The organism is Mucilaginibacter flavidus (assembly GCF_024055575.1).
GTDB lineage: Bacteria > Bacteroidota > Bacteroidia > Sphingobacteriales > Sphingobacteriaceae > Mucilaginibacter > Mucilaginibacter flavidus.
In genome coordinates, this window is the sequence record NZ_JAMXOE010000005.1 from 114,002 (window position 1) to 131,024 (window position 17,023).

Annotated in this window: 14 protein-coding genes; 8 read left to right on the forward strand and 6 right to left on the reverse strand. The window is 45.0% G+C overall.

Annotation, left to right across the window (positions count from 1 at the left end; all coding sequences use genetic code 11):
• Positions 1–51: 51 nt before the first annotated feature.
• The 5 genes from NAF19_RS10880 to NAF19_RS10900 all read left to right on the forward strand — a co-directional run bounded on the left by NAF19_RS10880 (position 52) and on the right by NAF19_RS10900 (position 7,095).
• Positions 52–648, forward strand: coding sequence for a hypothetical protein (locus NAF19_RS10880; RefSeq protein WP_252790071.1), 597 nt, complete (start codon positions 52–54; stop codon positions 646–648).
• A gap of 389 nt (positions 649–1,037) precedes the next feature.
• Positions 1,038–1,682, forward strand: coding sequence for a (2Fe-2S)-binding protein (locus NAF19_RS10885; protein ID WP_252790072.1), 645 nt, complete (start codon positions 1,038–1,040; stop codon positions 1,680–1,682).
• Positions 1,679–2,662, forward strand: a complete 984-nt coding sequence (locus tag NAF19_RS10890) for an FAD binding domain-containing protein (RefSeq protein WP_252790073.1) — start codon at positions 1,679–1,681, stop codon at positions 2,660–2,662. The genes NAF19_RS10885 and NAF19_RS10890 overlap by 4 nt, the downstream gene beginning before the upstream one ends.
• Positions 2,663–2,759: 97 nt before the next feature.
• Positions 2,760–4,913: a xanthine dehydrogenase family protein molybdopterin-binding subunit gene (locus NAF19_RS10895; RefSeq protein ID WP_252790074.1), complete on the forward strand. Its 2,154-nt coding sequence runs from the start codon at positions 2,760–2,762 to the stop codon at positions 4,911–4,913.
• A 22-nt stretch (positions 4,914–4,935) separates the two neighbouring features.
• On the forward strand, positions 4,936–7,095 hold the full coding sequence (locus tag NAF19_RS10900) for a xanthine dehydrogenase family protein molybdopterin-binding subunit (protein WP_252790075.1): 2,160 nt from the start codon (positions 4,936–4,938) through the stop codon (positions 7,093–7,095).
• 98 nt (positions 7,096–7,193) lie between these two features.
• On the opposite strand, the gene NAF19_RS10905 is transcribed toward NAF19_RS10900, so the two are convergent.
• The 5 genes from NAF19_RS10905 to NAF19_RS10925 all read right to left on the reverse strand — a co-directional run bounded on the left by NAF19_RS10905 (position 7,194) and on the right by NAF19_RS10925 (position 12,586).
• Positions 7,194–8,357, reverse strand: a complete 1,164-nt coding sequence (locus NAF19_RS10905; RefSeq protein WP_252790076.1) for a hypothetical protein — start codon at positions 8,355–8,357, stop codon at positions 7,194–7,196.
• A complete protein-coding gene (locus NAF19_RS10910; protein ID WP_252790077.1) occupies positions 8,354–9,337 on the reverse strand; it encodes a DUF2157 domain-containing protein in 984 nt (327 codons plus the stop codon). The genes NAF19_RS10905 and NAF19_RS10910 overlap by 4 nt, the downstream gene beginning before the upstream one ends.
• Before the next feature lie 136 nt (positions 9,338–9,473).
• Positions 9,474–10,586, reverse strand: a complete 1,113-nt coding sequence (dinB, locus tag NAF19_RS10915; RefSeq protein WP_252790078.1) for a DNA polymerase IV — start codon at positions 10,584–10,586, stop codon at positions 9,474–9,476.
• 236 nt (positions 10,587–10,822) lie between these two features.
• A complete protein-coding gene (locus tag NAF19_RS10920) occupies positions 10,823–11,320 on the reverse strand; it encodes a hypothetical protein (protein WP_252790079.1) in 498 nt (165 codons plus the stop codon).
• A 93-nt stretch (positions 11,321–11,413) separates the two neighbouring features.
• Positions 11,414–12,586 carry a THUMP domain-containing class I SAM-dependent RNA methyltransferase gene (locus NAF19_RS10925; protein ID WP_252790080.1) on the reverse strand — a complete coding sequence of 391 codons (1,173 nt, stop codon included), beginning with the start codon at positions 12,584–12,586 and terminating at the stop codon, positions 11,414–11,416.
• Positions 12,587–12,667: 81 nt separating this feature from the next.
• On the opposite strand from NAF19_RS10925, the gene NAF19_RS10930 reads away from it, so the two are divergent.
• Positions 12,668–13,030: a DUF3127 domain-containing protein gene (locus NAF19_RS10930; RefSeq protein WP_252790081.1), complete on the forward strand. Its 363-nt coding sequence runs from the start codon at positions 12,668–12,670 to the stop codon at positions 13,028–13,030.
• Between the two features lie 158 nt (positions 13,031–13,188).
• Here the strand turns inward: NAF19_RS10930 and NAF19_RS10935 are convergent, their stop codons facing one another.
• Complete coding sequence (locus tag NAF19_RS10935) at positions 13,189–14,097, reverse strand: T9SS type A sorting domain-containing protein (RefSeq protein ID WP_252790082.1); 909 nt, start codon at positions 14,095–14,097, stop codon at positions 13,189–13,191.
• 205 nt (positions 14,098–14,302) lie between these two features.
• Between NAF19_RS10935 and NAF19_RS10940 the strand changes: the two genes are divergently transcribed.
• Both NAF19_RS10940 and NAF19_RS10945 read left to right on the forward strand, forming a co-directional pair.
• Positions 14,303–16,114 (forward strand): sensor histidine kinase, encoded by a 1,812-nt coding sequence (locus NAF19_RS10940; RefSeq protein WP_252790083.1) that lies wholly within the window; start codon positions 14,303–14,305, stop codon positions 16,112–16,114.
• A 208-nt stretch (positions 16,115–16,322) separates the two neighbouring features.
• Positions 16,323–17,015 carry a response regulator transcription factor gene (locus NAF19_RS10945; protein WP_252790084.1) on the forward strand — a complete coding sequence of 231 codons (693 nt, stop codon included), beginning with the start codon at positions 16,323–16,325 and terminating at the stop codon, positions 17,013–17,015.
• The last annotated feature ends 8 nt before the right edge of the window (positions 17,016–17,023 follow it).

A 17,023-nucleotide genomic window follows, 5' to 3' on the forward strand; every position in this document is an offset into this window, starting at 1 on the left:
AGCTATCGGGGCGTCCCTACTTATATTAAACTGATATTAACCTAAACAAACATGAACGACCAGTCACAATTAATACCCGCTGTAGCAGTAAAAGGCATTGCAACCGGCTTGCTGATGATGGCGGGCTTTACCATGATATGGACGGGCATCGCCTTTAGCGGATTGCATGGCATGGTGCAAGCGTGGGGCCTAATTGTGTTTCCTTTTTTGGCCGTAAGCTTTATTATAAAAGGAATCAAACTGTTTGGTATTGCAAAACTGCACCCGGCGATTGAATCAGAAGCAGATAAGGCCGAGGGCAAAAAAATGGGCAAATGGTTCGGTATTATTTTCGGCGCCGAGGGTTTGCTTATCTTTATTGCGGTAAACATTGTGACCAATATTGGTCACCCGGAATTAACAATACCTGCAATTGCGTTAGTTGTCGGTCTGCATTTTTTCCCGCTGGCCAAAGTATTTAAGCGTACCCTTGATTATTACCTGGCAACGTGGAGTACCATCATAGCTGTTTTGGCTATCGTTTTTAGCTTAAACCATACATTGACTCAACCCGCGGTGGCTGCATTTACCGGTGGTGGATTGGCGGTAGCCACATCATGCTACGGTTTATTTATGATGTATAAGGGGAACAGGCTGGATAGTTACTAATATCTTCGAACTACAATCAAATTAGTGCGTGCCGGCTAAATTTGGCTAAAGCCATTCATCGCTAGCATGTTCCCCGTCACTTGAAAGTGACGGCAATGAATTCTCGCTCTACATATCTTTTCATTGCCGTCCGGCTTTAGCCGACGGATAAATAAAATTCCGATTCCGGCTTCAGCCAAATTCTACCATAACCGAATTAGCTACATTGGTTCTCCATCAAAAAAGGCAATCCTAAAATCCTATAAATCCAAAGAATCTTAGTTTATTAACTGTCTATATAAAAGCATTATATAAAATAAAACATAACGCATTTTTTGTAAATTCTTTGTTCCTGCTACCCGGGGTAAACAAAAAAGTCCCTAACTTGTCCTTTCATAAAGCTATTATCTATGGAAGACGAAAAAGACTATGCTTTGCCCGGTTTTGACACTGAGGCAAAGGATAACTCCCGCCGTAATTTTTTAAAGCAAAGTACCCTGTTAACTGCCGTTGCCTTAACACCGGGTACCGCCATCAAGGCTGCGGATATGCGGTTAGATGAGAAAATAGCGGAAGCATTTGAAAAGATGCCCATAAAGCTGGAAGTGAATGGCGTTGCCCATAGCCTTTCGGTTGAGCCACGCGCTACCTTGCTTGATATCCTTCGCGAACAGCTCGACCTTACTGGCACCAAAAAAGGCTGCGACCATGGCCAATGCGGCGCATGTACCGTTCATATTGACGGACACCGGGTAAACAGTTGTTTAACGCTTGGCGTAATGGCCAGCGGCAAAAAGATAACCACTATTGAAGGTCTTGCCAAGGGCGACGAGCTGCACCCCATGCAGGAAGCCTTTTTAAAGCACGACGGCTTTCAATGCGGGTATTGCACCCCAGGGCAAATTATGTCGGCCGTGGCTTGCATACGCGAGGGACATGCCAATTCGGAAATGGAAATACGCGAATATATGAGCGGGAATATTTGCCGTTGCGGCGCTTACCCAAATATTGTTAACGCCATACAGGAAGTTAAGGAAGGAGCGCAAGCCGTATGAAAGCATTTCAATACACCCGCGCAACTACACAGCAAAGCGCGATTGACGCTATTGCCAAACCCGGTACAAAAATCATAGCGGGCGGCACCAATTTGATCGACCTGATGAAACGCGGCGTAATAGCGCCCGATAAACTGGTTGATATTAACCAATTGCCACTGAACAGTATTTCTGTGAATAAATTAGGCCATTTGCATATTGGAGCACTGGCTTTAAACAGCGCCGTGGCAGAAGCCAACCTTGTTAAAGATCTGCAGCCGCTGCTGGCGATGGCGCTTAACGCAGGGGCCTCACCTCAGTTGCGTAATATGGCCACAGTTGGCGGTAATATGATGCAGCGCACCCGTTGTGCTTATTTTTACGACACCACAATGCCATGTAATAAACGGGAGCCCGGCTCAGGATGCGGGGCTATAGGCGGCTATAGCAGGATGCACGCCATTTTTGGCGCAAGCGATAAATGTATTGCCGTGCACCCAAGCGATATGTGCGTGGCTTTGGCGGCGCTGGATGCTACGGTAACAGTAAGTGGTCGCAAAGGTCAGCGGCTTATTCCTTTTACGGAGTTTCATCGTTTGCCTGGGGAGCATCCTGAGATGGACAATACTTTGGCCCCTGGCGAACTAATTACAGGCATTAGTATACCGCATAACAATTTCGCAAAAAACAGCTACTACCTTAAAATTCGGGATAGACAGTCGTATGCTTTTGCGCTGACGTCGGTTGCTGCTGCTTTGGAAATTAGCAACGGCACAATAAAACAAGCCCGGCTTGCAATGGGCGGTGTGGCGCACAAGCCATGGCGTTTGTTTGATGCCGAGAAAGCATTGGTTGGTAAACCGGCAACTGAAGAAAGCTTTAAACAAGTTGCCGAAATAGCCATGCAAGGCGCAAAAGCCTACGAATACAATAAATTTAAACTAAAACTTGCCCCGGCTACCTTAGTTGAGGCGCTGAAACATGCGGCTGGGCTGGTGTAGGTTAAGTAAATTGTAAAGGTTGTAATTGTTGTAAAGGTTCGAAAGCCCCTATACTTCAATAATGAAGCTGATAGTATCCCCTTTTACCAATGACTCAATGACTAATGACACAATGACGAAAGGAATGAGTCGTATCGACGGACGATTAAAGGTTACCGGCGCGGCGAGGTATTCGGCGGAGTTTACGCCTGCGGGGATGGTTTATGCCGTGCTGGTTGGCAGTACCATAACCAAAGGCACCATCCGGTCCATCGATACCAAAGCAGCCGAAAAGGCGCCTGGGGTTTTGGCTGTTATCACTCATATTAATTCGCCCAAAATAGCAGGGTACCAGGTTGAGCCGGGTAAGCAGGAGCCTGCAAAAGGCACGTACAAGCTTTTTTATAACAATAAAATATTATTTAACGGCCAGCCAATTGCAGTAGTCATTGCCAATACATTCGAGCGCGCGCAATATGCAGCCTCATTGGTTAAGGCGCAATATAATGCCGAAACATATCAAACCAAATTAGCCGATAACACCGCAAAAGCATTTGCCCCTGAAGGTGATGGTAAAAAAACACGCGGCATTGCCGATGCCTGGAAAACTGCCCCTGTAAAGCTGGAACAGGAGTACATTATTCCCTCTGAATCACATAGTCCGATGGAGCTGCATGCCATAATCGCCAAGTGGGATGCCCCTGATAAATTGACCGTTTGGACCAAAACCCAGGGCGTACAGGATACGCAGGACGGAATTGCCAATATATTTAAACTGCCAAAAGCTAATATACAGGTAAACTCCAAATTTGTAGGCGGCGCCTTTGGCAGTGCCCTGCAGGTTTGGCCGCACGAAGTGGCCGCTATTTTGGCTGCACAAGTGGTTAAACGCCCGGTTAAACTGGTGCTTGGCAGGGCCGATATGTTTACCTCTGTTGGCTACCGCCCGAATACCTGGCAAAAAATCGGCATCGGCGCTACAACCGATGGCAAGCTCGTTGGGATTACGCACGAAGCAGCGGGTCAAACATCGACCTATGAAGATTTTAACGAAGACCCGGTGGGTGTTAGTCGTTCTACCTATGCCTGCCCCAATGTAAATACCGTTTATAAAATTTCGCCACTTGATATTGGTTCGCCAACCTGGATGCGCGGGCCGGGCGAAGCTACTGGAGCCTTTGCACTGGAATCGGCATTGGATGAACTTGCGTATGCTTTGAATATCGACCCTATTGAATTGCGCATAATTAACAACGCTGAAACCGATCCGGATAGCGGCAAACCATTTTCGAGCAAATATTTAAAAGAAGCCTATAAGCTTGGCGCTGATAGTATCGGATGGAGTGACAGGAAAGCAAAACCGGCATCGCTAAGCAAGAATGGCTGGCTGGTGGGTTACGGTATGGGGGTTGGCATGTTTGGTGCCTATCGCGATAAAGCTTCAGCCAAAGCCATTATGATGGCCAATGGCACGTTAATTATACAAACCGCCGTAAGCGACATCGGCCCCGGTACCGGCACCGCGATGGTAACTATCGCATCAGATATCATGGGCATACCTGCCGATAGAATCAGGTTTGATATGGGCGATTCGTCGTTGCCGCAGGCGCCAAGCCAGGGAGGCTCGTCGACTACAGCAACAGTTGGTTCGGCAGTGTACCAGGCCTGTACCGATTTAAAGGAAAGCTTTCAAAAACTAATCGGAAATGGCGGCACAGATAAACCGGATTATGTTGAGGTATTGAAAAAAAACGACCTGCCTAAACTCGAAGTAACAGCTGCGGTATCCGGTGGACCAGAAATGGAAAAATATGCCATGTATTCGTGGTCAGTACACTTTATTAAAGTTTTGGTGCACCCGGCCACAGGTGTTGTAAAGGTTGATAAAGCCGTTTGCGTTGCCGATTCGGGGCATATTGTTAGCCCAAAGACCGCCCGCAGCCAGATTGTTGGCGGAGCCATCGGCGGCATAGGCATGGCGCTGATGGAAGAAGTAATTATCGACCATAGGTATGGTCGTCTGGTAAACAACAGCTTTGCCGATTATCATTTACCCGTTAATGCCGATATCCCCCAAATTGAAGCACTATTTGTGAACAAACCCGATCCCTACCTTAACCCCATGGGGGCAAAAGGCATGGGCGAAATCGCCCTGATAGGTATGGCCGCTGCAGTGGCGAATGCAGTGTTTAACGCAACCGGAAAAAGGATACGGGAATTGCCTATTACGCCGGATAAATTAGTGGGAATGGAGGATTTGTTGGAAAGTTGAAATGTTGTAAAGTTGGAATGTTATGAAAGTTAAAGAGATTATAGGGCAAATAACCAATGACATAATGACCAATGACCCAATGACAAAAGAGGGATTAAGCCGTGTTGATGGCCGCCTAAAGGTTACAGGCCAGGCTAAATATTCTGCCGAATATAAAGTAAAAGATTTGGTCTATGGTGTGCTGGTTGGCAGTACCATTGCCAAAGGGACTATAAAATCCATCGACACAAAAAAGGCTGAAGCTGCGCCGGGTGTACTTTCAGTGCTTACCTGTTTTAATGCGCCTAAAATTCCGGGCTACCAAACCGATACGCCATCGCCAAAAGGGCCGCTCAAAATATTTTATAACGACCAGGTTTATTTTAACGGCCAGCCTATTGCTTTGGTTGTGGCTGACACTTTTGAGCGGGCTTTGTTCGCTGCCTCGCGGGTAAGTGCAGTTTATGAATCCGGCCCACATCAAACTAATTTAAAAGATAACATTAGTACTGCCGTTGCTCCTGGCCGGGGTAAAGATTTCGTAAAAGGCGTAGAGGATACGTGGAACACGGCGCCGGTAAAAATTCAACAGGAATATACCATCCCCACTGAAGTGCATAACCCCATGGAGCTGCACGCCACAATTGCCCGCTGGGACGCGGACGACAAGATAACCGTTTATACCAAAACACAGGGTGTAAAATCAACCCAGCGCAGCATTGCCCAGGCATTTAAACTCCCGCCCGAAAATGTGCAGGTGACCGCCCCTTTTGTTGGCGGAGCGTTTGGCGCAGCTTTGCGCACCTGGCCGCACGAAATTGCTGCTGTGCTGGCAGCAAAAGTAACAGGTAAACCAGTTAAACTGGTTTTAAGCCGTGCCGATATGTTTACATCGGTAGGTTATCGCCCATATACCTGGCAAAAGGTGAGCATTGGCGCTAATCCGGACGGAAAACTGTTTGGCATTACGCATGAGGCAACCGGGCAATCGTCGGTTTATGAAGATTTTACCGAGGGGGTAGTTAACATTAGCCAGTTGATGTACGCCAGTCCGAATATAAATACCCGCTACAAAATAGTATCGCTTAACGTTAATACTCCAACCCCTATGCGCGGGCCGGGCGAGGCAACGGGCGCCTTTGCGCTGGAGTCGGCAATGGATGAGTTGTCTTATCAACTGAATATCGACCCGATTGATTTCCGCATGCGCAATTATGCCGAAACCGACCCAGGCAACGATAAACCCTATAGCAGCAAATATTTAAGCGATGCCTACAAGATTGGCGCTGAAAAAATAGGTTGGAGCAACCGCAACCAAAAGCCGGGCGCGGTAACCGAAAATGGCTGGCTTGCCGGATATGGCATGGCTGCGGGAATGTTTGGCGCGCACCGCAGTTCGGCAACTGTACTGGCACGGATGATGGCAGACGGTACCCTGGTTTTGCAAACAGCAGTTACCGATATCGGCCCGGGAACAGGAACAGCCATGGTATCCATAGCCTCAGAAGTTATGGGAATACCGGCTGAAAAAATAAAGTTTGATATGGGCGATTCATCGTTGCCGCCATCGCCAACACAGGGCGGCTCACAGATAACATCTACCGTGGGCTCTGCGGTGCATGATGCCTGCGTGGAGCTTAAGGAGAAATTCAAATCAATGGCAGGCAATACTGATGCCAGCAACTATACACAAATACTAAAGCAACAAAACCTCGACAAGCTGGAAGTGACTACTTCATCAAAAGGCGGCGCCGAGCAAGGTAAATATGCTATGTATTCGTGGTCGGTACATTTTATGAAAGTACTGGTGCACCCGACTACAGGTGTGGTTAAAATCAATAAAGCAATATCTGTTGCGGATGCAGGGCTGATCATCAGCCCCAAAACTGCCCGCAGCCAGATGATAGGCGGCACCATTATGGGTATAGGCATGGCGCTAACCGAAGAAGCAATTATCGACCACCGCTACGGCCGCCTTGTAAACAACAACTTTGCCGATTACCATGTACCCGTACAAGCCGACATACCCCAGGTTGAAGCATATTTTGTAAATAAACCTGATACCATCCTGAACCCCATCGGCGCCAAAGGCATGGGCGAAATTGCTACCATTGGCGTAGCCGCCGCCGTAGCCAACGCGGTTTATAACGCTACCGGTAAACGGGTAAGAGATTTGCCCATTACGCCGGATAAGTTGGTGTGAGTAGTGTTTAAAAGTTGAAATATTGGAAAGTTCACTCGGCAACATTCAAAAACGCCAATTAACATTGCAACTTTTCAACGTTACAACTTTGCAACAATTTAAAATCCCCCACTCGAGCCACCACCCCCGAAATCACCACCGCCAAATTTTACACCGTCGTTTGCCGGTGCCGTGGCTGTGTGGGCAAATGTTTCGGCAACAATCAGCGATTCAATTTTAAGATGATCCAGCGCATTCGCCTTATCTGGCTCGGCGCAGGTGAAGCCGTGCTTCGGTATTTTTAAATAACGCATTATGGCGTACACAATGGTCAGCAATGCAACCCCGGCAATGGTTAACATCACGTCGACCGGCAACAGGTGATAGTAGTTGCGGAAGGTTAATACCCCGGCGGCAACCAGTAGCAGACCCGTGCGCAAAAGTATCGCATTTTTTTGTTTGAGACCAAAACCGATATAAACAAAGGGCGCTGCAATAGTCCACACCCAAAAGAAAACGCCGAATGCAACCGGACCGGTTTGATTCATCATTTCGACGCTCAGGGTAGAAATAATATAATAGTTGCCGGCGGCATAGAGCGCTATCAAACTTAAAATCTGAACTACCCCAAAACAGTTATCGTAATTTATTAATTCTTTTTTACCGCCGTATTTGCGCGTTGCCCAGTAAATAGCTCCTGAAACCAGCATCATAATAAACGGCGCAGTTGATACACCGGCAACCCTTGTCCAGTATAAAAACACCATCCACAAAAACGAGGCACAGCATACGGCAACCGCAAGCATATCTGCAAAGCGGATGGTTAAATAAAGCGTTAGCAGGAAAACAAGTATTGCCAGCGGTAGAAAACCAGGCGCTTCGTTATTTTTATACAAAAGCATAGCAAACCCACCAATAAACGCGCAGCCCGCTGTAAACAACAGCGCATCATCAACGCCCGAGCGGAAGTGATACTTTGCGTTTATCATCAATTCCAAAGCGCCATAACTTAGTAATCCCAGGAAAATAGCCCAGCCGCCAGTCTCCGCAATGTTCCCGCCTGCAGCCATCAAGCTTAACAAGCCATCTCCAAATAAAACTATGATACAGGTAACTATAAACAGTCCGACCCGAACAAAAATATTGGGAGTGTAAAACCCAACCGGGTATTTTTCGGCAATGGCATTAAATTCGTCATGGCTTATGTTGCCGCGTTCAACGTTCTCTTTAACTTGTTGTTGCAAGCGTAAGTTGGCAAGCCAGGTTTTGTTATATGCTATCATGCCGTTTTCAATTTTTTATTGAGGTTGATGAGCAAAAATATCATCCCGATACCCGAGCCGATAAAATAAAGGAGTATTAAGTAAATGGCGCCCTCACCTCTTATGGGCGTTAATAGCCGTATCACTAAACAGCTTACAGCAATATAACTATACAGCGCCACCAGCAACAAAAAGTAAAACGACTTGTTTTTAAAAGCGTCGTTATACATCACTACAGACAATATCGCAATGCCAATCATCCACCCAAATGCGGCAAACGAATCGTAAAAAAGGAAATAGCCCGCCAATAAAGCTATATAAGTAACGTGTATGCCGTAATGCTGGTAGCTAAATTTGAAGTGCCTTTTGAAGTTAAAATGTTGCGAAGCCCAGCCTGCAAATACCAATATCAGCCCTAGGGCAAGGTAAGTGAAAACTATTACCTGGCTATTGAAGTCGCTATGTAATAAAAGTTCCTTTGGGGTTACGGTAACGCCCATCCAAACGGCCAGGTTGGCAATTGCCAGGCTCAGGATGCCCAAATGGTCGAAATAATAAGCAATAAAAAACAAAGCCAGCATAGGTATTAGTGTGGCCATACCATAATGCGTGCCGAATACATTGTACTGATACTGCAGGTATCCAACAAAAGTAACCAGGCTTATGCTGCCAAGTAACAGAATATAATCAAAAAAAGAATTGGGGGCGGCTACCCTTGCTGTACTGAACGGAAGTTTTGTTTTAAAACAATAAACAAGGCAGCCTGCACAAATCAATGCAATCAGCCCCAGCACAAACTGGTGGCCAATGGTGTCGATATTCTCGTAAATAAGTAAACTAAGGCCGCCTGTAAGCAATAGTACACCTATATATAGGAGCGTCCGTATCTCCCAATGTAAGGAAAACAGCACCGGCTCCTGTTCGCGCTGCATAGTTTTTGCAAACGATTCATCGCTTATCAAACCTTCGGCATGCAGGTTGGTGTAAAGATTATTATCCATTAAGGCTTTGTGGTTGATTGATCAAGTATAGCGAAGATAATCGAGAATATGAAAAGATTAGCAATGTGATATATATTGTATACCAAATATCCAATTGCGTCAACGCGTCAAATGACGGTAGGATGAGAATTATACTTTAAAAAGGAAACAAACTCAACTGATCCGTCTGCTTTTCTTCTTTAGCACGGATAACAACCTCACCAAAGTTAGATAACGATATGCCCAGCAGCCTGATTCGTTTGTCCTCCGGTTCCGTTGCCGCAAGCAGTCGTTTGGCGGTGGCACTTATGGTTTCCAGGTCGCTAATGCCCGTGGCGAATGACTGGTTGCGGGTTATCTGCTTAAAATCGCTGTACTTTATTTTAAGGGTAACGGTGCGGCCCTTTAGCTGGTAGTGCTGCAAACGGGTACAAACAATGACGGCAATTTTGTCCAACTCGACCTCCATTTCTTCAATGGTGGTCAGGTCGTAGGCAAAGGTGTCCTCGGCAGCCAGCGATTTTGTTTCGCGGTGGGGCTGTACTTCGCGGTTATCTATCCCCCGTACTATATTAAAATAAAAGCGGCCCACTTTGCCGAAATGTTTGGTGAGCTCAACTTCAGCCAGTTTTTTTAAATCATCGCCGGTATGCAGGCCCATGTTTTTCATTTTTTGGGAGGTTACCTTGCCTACACCAAAAAACTTCTCAACGGGCAGTTTTTCCATAAAACTCTCAATTGCCGACGGTCCAATAAACTTCAAACCGTCTGGCTTATTAATGTCGGAAGCAATTTTAGCAACAAATTTATTGATAGACACCCCGGCGGATGCGGTTAGCTGTAATTCGTCTTTAATAGCCTGTTTTATTTGCTGCGCGATTTCAATGGCCGAACCGATGTTTAGTTTATCGCTGGTTACGTCGAGGTAGGCCTCATCCAGCGACAGCGGTTCGATCAGATCGGTGTACCGGCTAAATATTTCCCTGATTTTTCGCGAAACATCTTTATAAGCATCAAACCTGGGCCGCACAAACAGCGCGTGCGGACAAAGCTGTAACGCCTGTTTTGATGACATTGCCGAGCGGATACCAAATTTACGGGCTTCGTAGCTGGCCGTGGCAACTACGCCGCCCCGGCCTTGCGGCAGGCCGCCTACAACGAGGGGTTTGCCACGATATTCCGGGTTATCGCGCTGCTCAACCGACGCGTAAAACGCATCCATATCAATATGGATAATTTTTCGAAGTATTTGAACGGGTGCGTTTTCCATCTGCTATATTGCGGCTATACAAATATAACAGGTAAAAAATTAAAGATGAGATAGGTAACAGTGACCTGGTTAGCGGCATCAGTAGCAATTTGGCTAAAGCCGCTTAATCATCGGCCATAGAACCGTTCCTTAAAAGGAACGGCAATGAATAACTTCTTTTCTCTTCATTGCCGTCGGCTTTAGCCGACGGATAAAAATAAAAACAACGGAGGGGCTTTAGCCCAATTTAGGCCGCTCTACAAAACAACATCGTAATTAATAGTAACCGCAGGTAATAAGGTTACCATATCAAGCGGTATCTGGTTGTTCGAATAAATCGGCTTTTTGTTGCGGTAATTGGTAAGGGCAGCCTTTGCAAGCTCGGCATCGTCAACTTCGGGCAGGTTGTAACGGATGTAAAACGGCACTACAAAGTCATGGGTTTTTTCCTTAGCATCAATAACCCATTTTCCGGCCGATTTTCTTAACGCATCATTTACCGGTATGGTTAAGTAAACATCATCAGCATAATAGATAATGGTTTTACTTACGTCGCCTTTATCGTCGGCGGTAAATTTTAACATTACCACGCCGGTAACGCGCCGCTTAATAATTTCCTGCGGAATGGAGACACTGTCCTTAAAAAACTTTGTCATGGCATCTTTGCCTCCCTTAAAAGGGAATGCAGCCTGTTTTTGTGCAAAACAGCTAACTGATACTAATAAGGCTATTGCTAATATTGTAATTTTCTTCATTTAATAATTAATAGTGAGCATTGAATTTGTGATAACGCATAATCACGATTTATGTTTATCCGGCACTCAAAATTCAAAACTCAATTAATCACCTTAAACCTCTTTTGGCTCGCGTTTGCTGCCAGTGTAAAGCTCATATTCTAATAACCGGCAGTCGAGCTTGCCATTATAAAACTCGATACGGCGCGAAGCTTTTAAACCAATAACTTTTGCCAGGTCGGGGTTGCCGGTAAATACATAACCACGGTAGCCCAGGCAATCCTTTTTCATAAAATCGCCAATGCGTTTGTAGGTAGCTTCCAGTTTGGTATGTACACCCAGGCGTTCACCGTATTCGGGATTAAACATGATAACGCCAGGTTCTTCGGGCACAGGCGTGTCGGCAAAATCGCAAACGCTAAACTCAATCAGGTGGTCCACGCCTGCAGTTTTTGCATTTTTTTGGGCGATGTCGACCGCATCATCTGAAATATCGGTGGCTATAATTTTAAAGCCGGTTTCTTTTTTTGCTTTATCTTTCAGTTTGCGGCGTTCGGTAAAAAACACCGTTTCATCATAGCCCATAATGTGCATAAAACCGTAATTCATCCTGAACAGGCCAGGGTGCTTATCTGTAGCTAGTAAAGCGGCTTCGATGGCAAGCGTGCCTGAACCGCACATCGGGTTAATGAATGTACTCTTCCTGTCCCAGTTGGTAGCCATTATAGTTGATGTGGCCAAAGCCTCCAGCATTGGGGCCTTTCCCGGTATTTTACGATAGCTGTGTTTGGCCAGCGTTTCGCCCGATGTATCTAAAAATATATCGGCATCACTATCCTGCCAGTACAGGTGCACCACAGTTTTATTAGCTTCGGCGCCCGAGTTCGGCCTGATGCCTTTTACAGATTTTATCCTGTCGACAATTGCATCTTTAACCTTCACATTGGCGAAAAGCGGCGTAAGTATATGTTCGTTATTTACGTTTGACGTTACCGAAAAGTACCCGGAAAAGTCAATGAGTTGCTCCCATTCAATGGTTAGCAGTTCTTCGTAAAGTTCTTTGGGGTCGGCAGCTTTAAAGCTTTTTATTAAATAAAGCACCTGGCTGGCGCAGCGCAGGTTTAAATTCAGCGCTATACAATCGGTAACGGTGCCCAAAAGCTCAACGCCGGTTTGAAAAACGCGAACGGGCTTAAAGCCTAAATCTTCAACCTCCTGCTGCAGGTAAGGCGATAACCTTTTGTTGCAGGTTATGATTATTTTATTTTCAGTGTGGAAAACTTGCATGATATTGTGCGAATTTATGAATTAAATACGCTCGATTTTACTTCTTAACTATTAACTTTACATTTTAAATTTTTTTGAATTATGGAAGTTAAGGGTAAAGTACACGAAGTAGGGCCAACTGCACAGGTAACCGAGTCGTTAAAAAAGAGAGAACTGATACTTGAATATATTGAAAATCCGCAATACCCGGAGTATTTAAAGTTTGAAGCGATACAAGACCGCTGCAATTTGCTCGACAATGTTAAGACTGGTGATGACGTTGAAGTATTCTTCAATTTAAAAGGCCGTCCATGGACAGACAAAACAGGCAAGAAGAGTTATTTCAACTCGATGCAGCTTTGGAAAATAAACGTATTGGCCGGAGCCGGAGCCGCTTCCACCCCTGAATATGCCCCGCCAGCAGATATCAGCGCAACACCTGATGAGGATGATTTGCCTTTCTAAGATAAGTTTGCAGTTGCCGGTTGGCAATTTGCAGTGATGAAATTGATAAGCCATTTGCTTAATTGCAAATGGCTTTCTTTTTAATCTTGGGTTCAACAAACGAACAGCCGCCAAGTTGCGAATTTATCTTCTGCAAACTGGCAACTGCATACTGCCAACTACTCCTCCTTCATTATCCGCTTCAGCGAAATATTTTTGCCTTGTTTTACTTGTAGATAGTAAACACCGTTTAGCCCTAACGCAAAGCTCTTGCTGAAGGCGCCGTTAGCTGTTTTTTCAGTCCAAAGGGTTTTTCCCTCACTGTCGCTTAATTTTACAACAGCTGGAGCCTTTGTTGCCAGGTCAAACGTTAACAAAATTTTGCCGCTCGAAAATTGCGGCGAAATGTTTAAATCTTTAATATCAAATTTAGGCCCTTCAACATACTCCATCCGCTTTAAATCATCGTCAGTTGCTTCTGAAACATGGAAGGTAAGGTGTGTTACAACGCCGTCGTTATTGGTGTTTTCGTAATCAAAATTTTGGGTGTTACGGCGTTCGTGCCTGCGCATTTCGCGCATCGGCATGCGGCTAAAGGTCCTTTCGCCCGGTCGTACATCATCCGGATTTTCATCATCAAAGCGATAACTGAAGGTCATTTTTTTGTTCCCATCGCCCATTTTTCCGCGCCTTGTCATTACCGTCAGCGTGTCTTCCCTTAGGCGCCTGCTCATCATCGGCTCGTCTCCATTTCCCTGCCCTCGTCTTCTAAATTCCATGCGCATTGTTTTGCCGCCGGTGGTATCAATCCGCTTAAAAAAATAATTACCGCGTCCGTTGTTACTAAGCTGTCGGTCGTTCATGTTGCCGCGCAGGTTATTAATATCCGTCAGCGCGATTTGCCGGTCTTCGGCCGATAGTGATTTGATATTCTTACCATTGATTGTGGTGTCACCGTTTTCAATTCGTATCTCCATATCTTTCTGCGTTTTGTTTTGCGCAATCAATACAGGCGGCAGGGCAAGTATTGCCACTAATGCCATCGAAAAAACAAATTCGAAGCCGGGTTTTTTTAAAAGATTTTTCATTGTTGGGGTATGTTTATTTAAGTTAATTAACTTTAATGAGGATTTAAATATTATTTAACCTGCATTAATGTTACAGAGGCAAGAGTAATTAACTATCAAAGTTAACAAACAACTATATTTCAAGGCGTTAAAAGAGGGTTATTATTTGTTAAATTTTGTTAAAAGCAAAATTGGTGAGTTTATTTAAAATATTTTTGTTTTTACAATGAAGAAAAGGAGTATCGCATTTATTATTGGCTTAATGAGCTTCGCGCTTTTGGGCGTAATAGTTATGCAACTTTACTTTCTGCGGCAATCGTACCAGTTACAGTCTGAATTGTTCGACCGCAACGTAAATGAGGCCCTTAATAATGTTGTAGCCAAAGTTACCCGGCACGATGCCTTAAATTTCCTGAACGCCAGGGCCCGCCTTCGTCAAAAAGAACAAAATGCGCTGAAAAACAAGTATTTTAACGACAATGGCAATCTCGCCGACCTGGGCAAGGTAAACACAAAAAAGAAGCTAACCAGCCGTGAAAAAAAACTTGCCATTTTACGCGATAGCCTTGGTAAGCTGATCCTTAATAAAAAAATGGACGAGGAGTTCACCCGCCTTACCCAGGGAGGAAAGTTCGACCTTCAGTTCCGCTTTGAAGAGTTTACTGATGAGTTGGGCGTTACCCACCAGCGAATAACACCCGAATTTGTAAAAGTACCTTCAACCGGCCTGGTAAAAAGGAAACTGCATAAATATGATACCGTAAGGTATATCTACAGCGATCCGCAATTTGGCAAGCAGGTAATATCTGTACCCCATATTAATGCAGAATGGGCACGCGAGCAGGACAGGAAACTGAAGGAAAAGCAGCTGACTGAGGTAAGAAAATTGCTGGAGAACGATTCGCTGGAAAACACCCCCCAGAATAATACAAAAACAACCGTAATTGCAAACCTGGCCGAAGAGTATGGCAAATATGGCGAACCTTTAAAATTTCGCCTCGACCCTTTTTGGATTGATACACTGCTTCGGTTCGAATTACACAACAAAGGAATTAACCTGCCGTTCAGCTACGAAGTTAGCCTCGCAAATAAAGATTCGCTTATTTTTTCGAAAGCCAACGATATAACAGGTGCTAAGCCATCGTTTGATGACGCGAATACTTACCAAACCCCCATATTCAGCAAGGACGTAATAAATGACCCGGGCTTAATAAAACTGGTGTTTCCGCAGCGGAATGTGCTTTTGGTAAACAAGATGACGGCATCGCTGGCTACTACTGGTGGCCTGTTATTGGTGCTGGTGCTATGTTTCGGCTACACCATTTTCAGCATACTTAAGCAAAAAAAGGTATCTGAAATGAAAACCGATTTTATCAACAACATGACCCACGAATTTAAAACCCCGGTATCAACTATAATGATTGCCAGCGAGGCTTTAAAGGACAATGAAATTGCGCAGGACAGAAGCCGGGTGGCACGCCTTGCAAATATCATTTACGAGGAAAATGAACGCCTGGGAAGCCATGTTGAACGCGTTTTAAATATTGCCCGGATTGAGAAAAACGACTTTAAGTTGGAGAAAAAACCAATTGATGTTAATGAGATGATTGCTGTGGTGGTTGATAGCATGGAACTTAAGCTGCAAAAAGCCAACGCTGTTACACACCTGCAATTGGATGCCGAAAGTGCCGTTATAAGCGCTGATGAACTGCATTTTTCGAACGTAATTTATAACCTGATAGACAATGCCATAAAATACAGCGTGGACAGCCCCGACATTACCATAAGCACCCTCAATAAAAACGGGCAGGTGGTTATTAAAGTGGCCGATAAGGGCGTAGGCATGAGCCGCGATCAGCAAACAAAAATATTTGAGCAGTTTTATCGCATACCAACCGGCAACCTGCACGATGTTAAAGGTTTTGGCCTTGGCTTAAGCTACGTTAATACGGTTGTAAAACGGTTGAATGGCATTATCAGCGTTAAATCGGAAAAAGAAAAAGGTTCGGAATTTGAATTGAAATTCCACGCGGCGTAGAGCATAGTCCGAAAAGTCAGCAAAGACGGAAAAATCCGGAAGACGCTGCGGAGGATTTTACGCATAGCGAGGGGTTTTAGGCCAATCGCTGTGGAAAAGGCAACTTACTAAACTAAAAACAATCTTCGGACTTTCGGTCTTCCCGAACTTTCCGAGTAAAATAATCTTCGGACCTTTCGGACTTTCCCGACTTTCCGGACTACATAACATGAAAAAAATACTACTTGTTGAGGATGACCCGAATTTAGGCCTGCTGTTGCAGGATTACCTGCAGTTAAAAGGCAAGTTTGATGTTGTTTTATGTAAAGACGGCGAAGAAGGTTTGCGAACTTTTACCAAACACACTTTCGACCTGCTGATACTTGATGTGATGATGCCCAAAAAGGATGGTTTTACGTTGGGCAAGGACATCCGAAAAATCAACTCCCATGTACCTATAATTTTTGCTACCGCCAAGGGCATGATTGAAGATAAAACCATGGCCTTCAACTTAGGCGGCGACGACTACATTACCAAGCCTTTCCGTATTGAAGAGTTATTGCTGCGCATAAATGCATTGCTAAAACGCACCAGCAATTCCGAAAAGCATGAAGAGGAAAAGCAAACCACATTTAAGCTTGGCCGCTATACTTTTGACTACACTTCGCAACTAATATCTATTGGCGATACCCAGCAAAAATTGTCGACCAAAGAGGCCGAATTGCTGCGCCTGTTATGTATCCGCAAAAACGAAGTGCTTACCCGCGAAGAAGCATTACTAAACATATGGCACGATGACAACTATTTTAACGGCCGCAGCATGGATGTTTTTTTAAGTAAGATTAGAAAGTATTTAAGAGACGACCCATCGGTCGAGATAATTAACGTACATGGGAGGGGTTATAAGTTACTGATAAATTAAAAGGTAGA

Bases quoted from the DNA above. Each gene is read 5' to 3' on its own strand.
- NAF19_RS10890 (WP_252790073.1), top strand. From the start codon at position 1,679: ATGAAAGCATTTCAATACACCCGCGCAACTACACAGCAAAGCGCGATT.
- NAF19_RS10920 (WP_252790079.1), bottom strand. From the start codon at position 11,320: ATGAAGAAAATTACAATATTAGCAATAGCCTTATTAGTATCAGTTAGC.
- NAF19_RS10910 (WP_252790077.1), bottom strand. From the start codon at position 9,337: ATGGATAATAATCTTTACACCAACCTGCATGCCGAAGGTTTGATAAGC.
- NAF19_RS10945 (WP_252790084.1), top strand. From the start codon at position 16,323: ATGAAAAAAATACTACTTGTTGAGGATGACCCGAATTTAGGCCTGCTG.
- NAF19_RS10935 (WP_252790082.1), bottom strand. From the start codon at position 14,097: ATGAAAAATCTTTTAAAAAAACCCGGCTTCGAATTTGTTTTTTCGATG.
- NAF19_RS10880 (WP_252790071.1), top strand. From the start codon at position 52: ATGAACGACCAGTCACAATTAATACCCGCTGTAGCAGTAAAAGGCATT.
- NAF19_RS10885 (WP_252790072.1), top strand. From the start codon at position 1,038: ATGGAAGACGAAAAAGACTATGCTTTGCCCGGTTTTGACACTGAGGCA.
- NAF19_RS10905 (WP_252790076.1), bottom strand. From the start codon at position 8,357: ATGATAGCATATAACAAAACCTGGCTTGCCAACTTACGCTTGCAACAA.
- NAF19_RS10900 (WP_252790075.1), top strand. From the start codon at position 4,936: ATGAAAGTTAAAGAGATTATAGGGCAAATAACCAATGACATAATGACC.
- NAF19_RS10925 (WP_252790080.1), bottom strand. From the start codon at position 12,586: ATGCAAGTTTTCCACACTGAAAATAAAATAATCATAACCTGCAACAAA.
- dinB (WP_252790078.1), bottom strand. From the start codon at position 10,586: ATGGAAAACGCACCCGTTCAAATACTTCGAAAAATTATCCATATTGAT.
- NAF19_RS10895 (WP_252790074.1), top strand. From the start codon at position 2,760: ATGACTAATGACACAATGACGAAAGGAATGAGTCGTATCGACGGACGA.
- NAF19_RS10940 (WP_252790083.1), top strand. From the start codon at position 14,303: ATGAAGAAAAGGAGTATCGCATTTATTATTGGCTTAATGAGCTTCGCG.
- NAF19_RS10930 (WP_252790081.1), top strand. From the start codon at position 12,668: ATGGAAGTTAAGGGTAAAGTACACGAAGTAGGGCCAACTGCACAGGTA.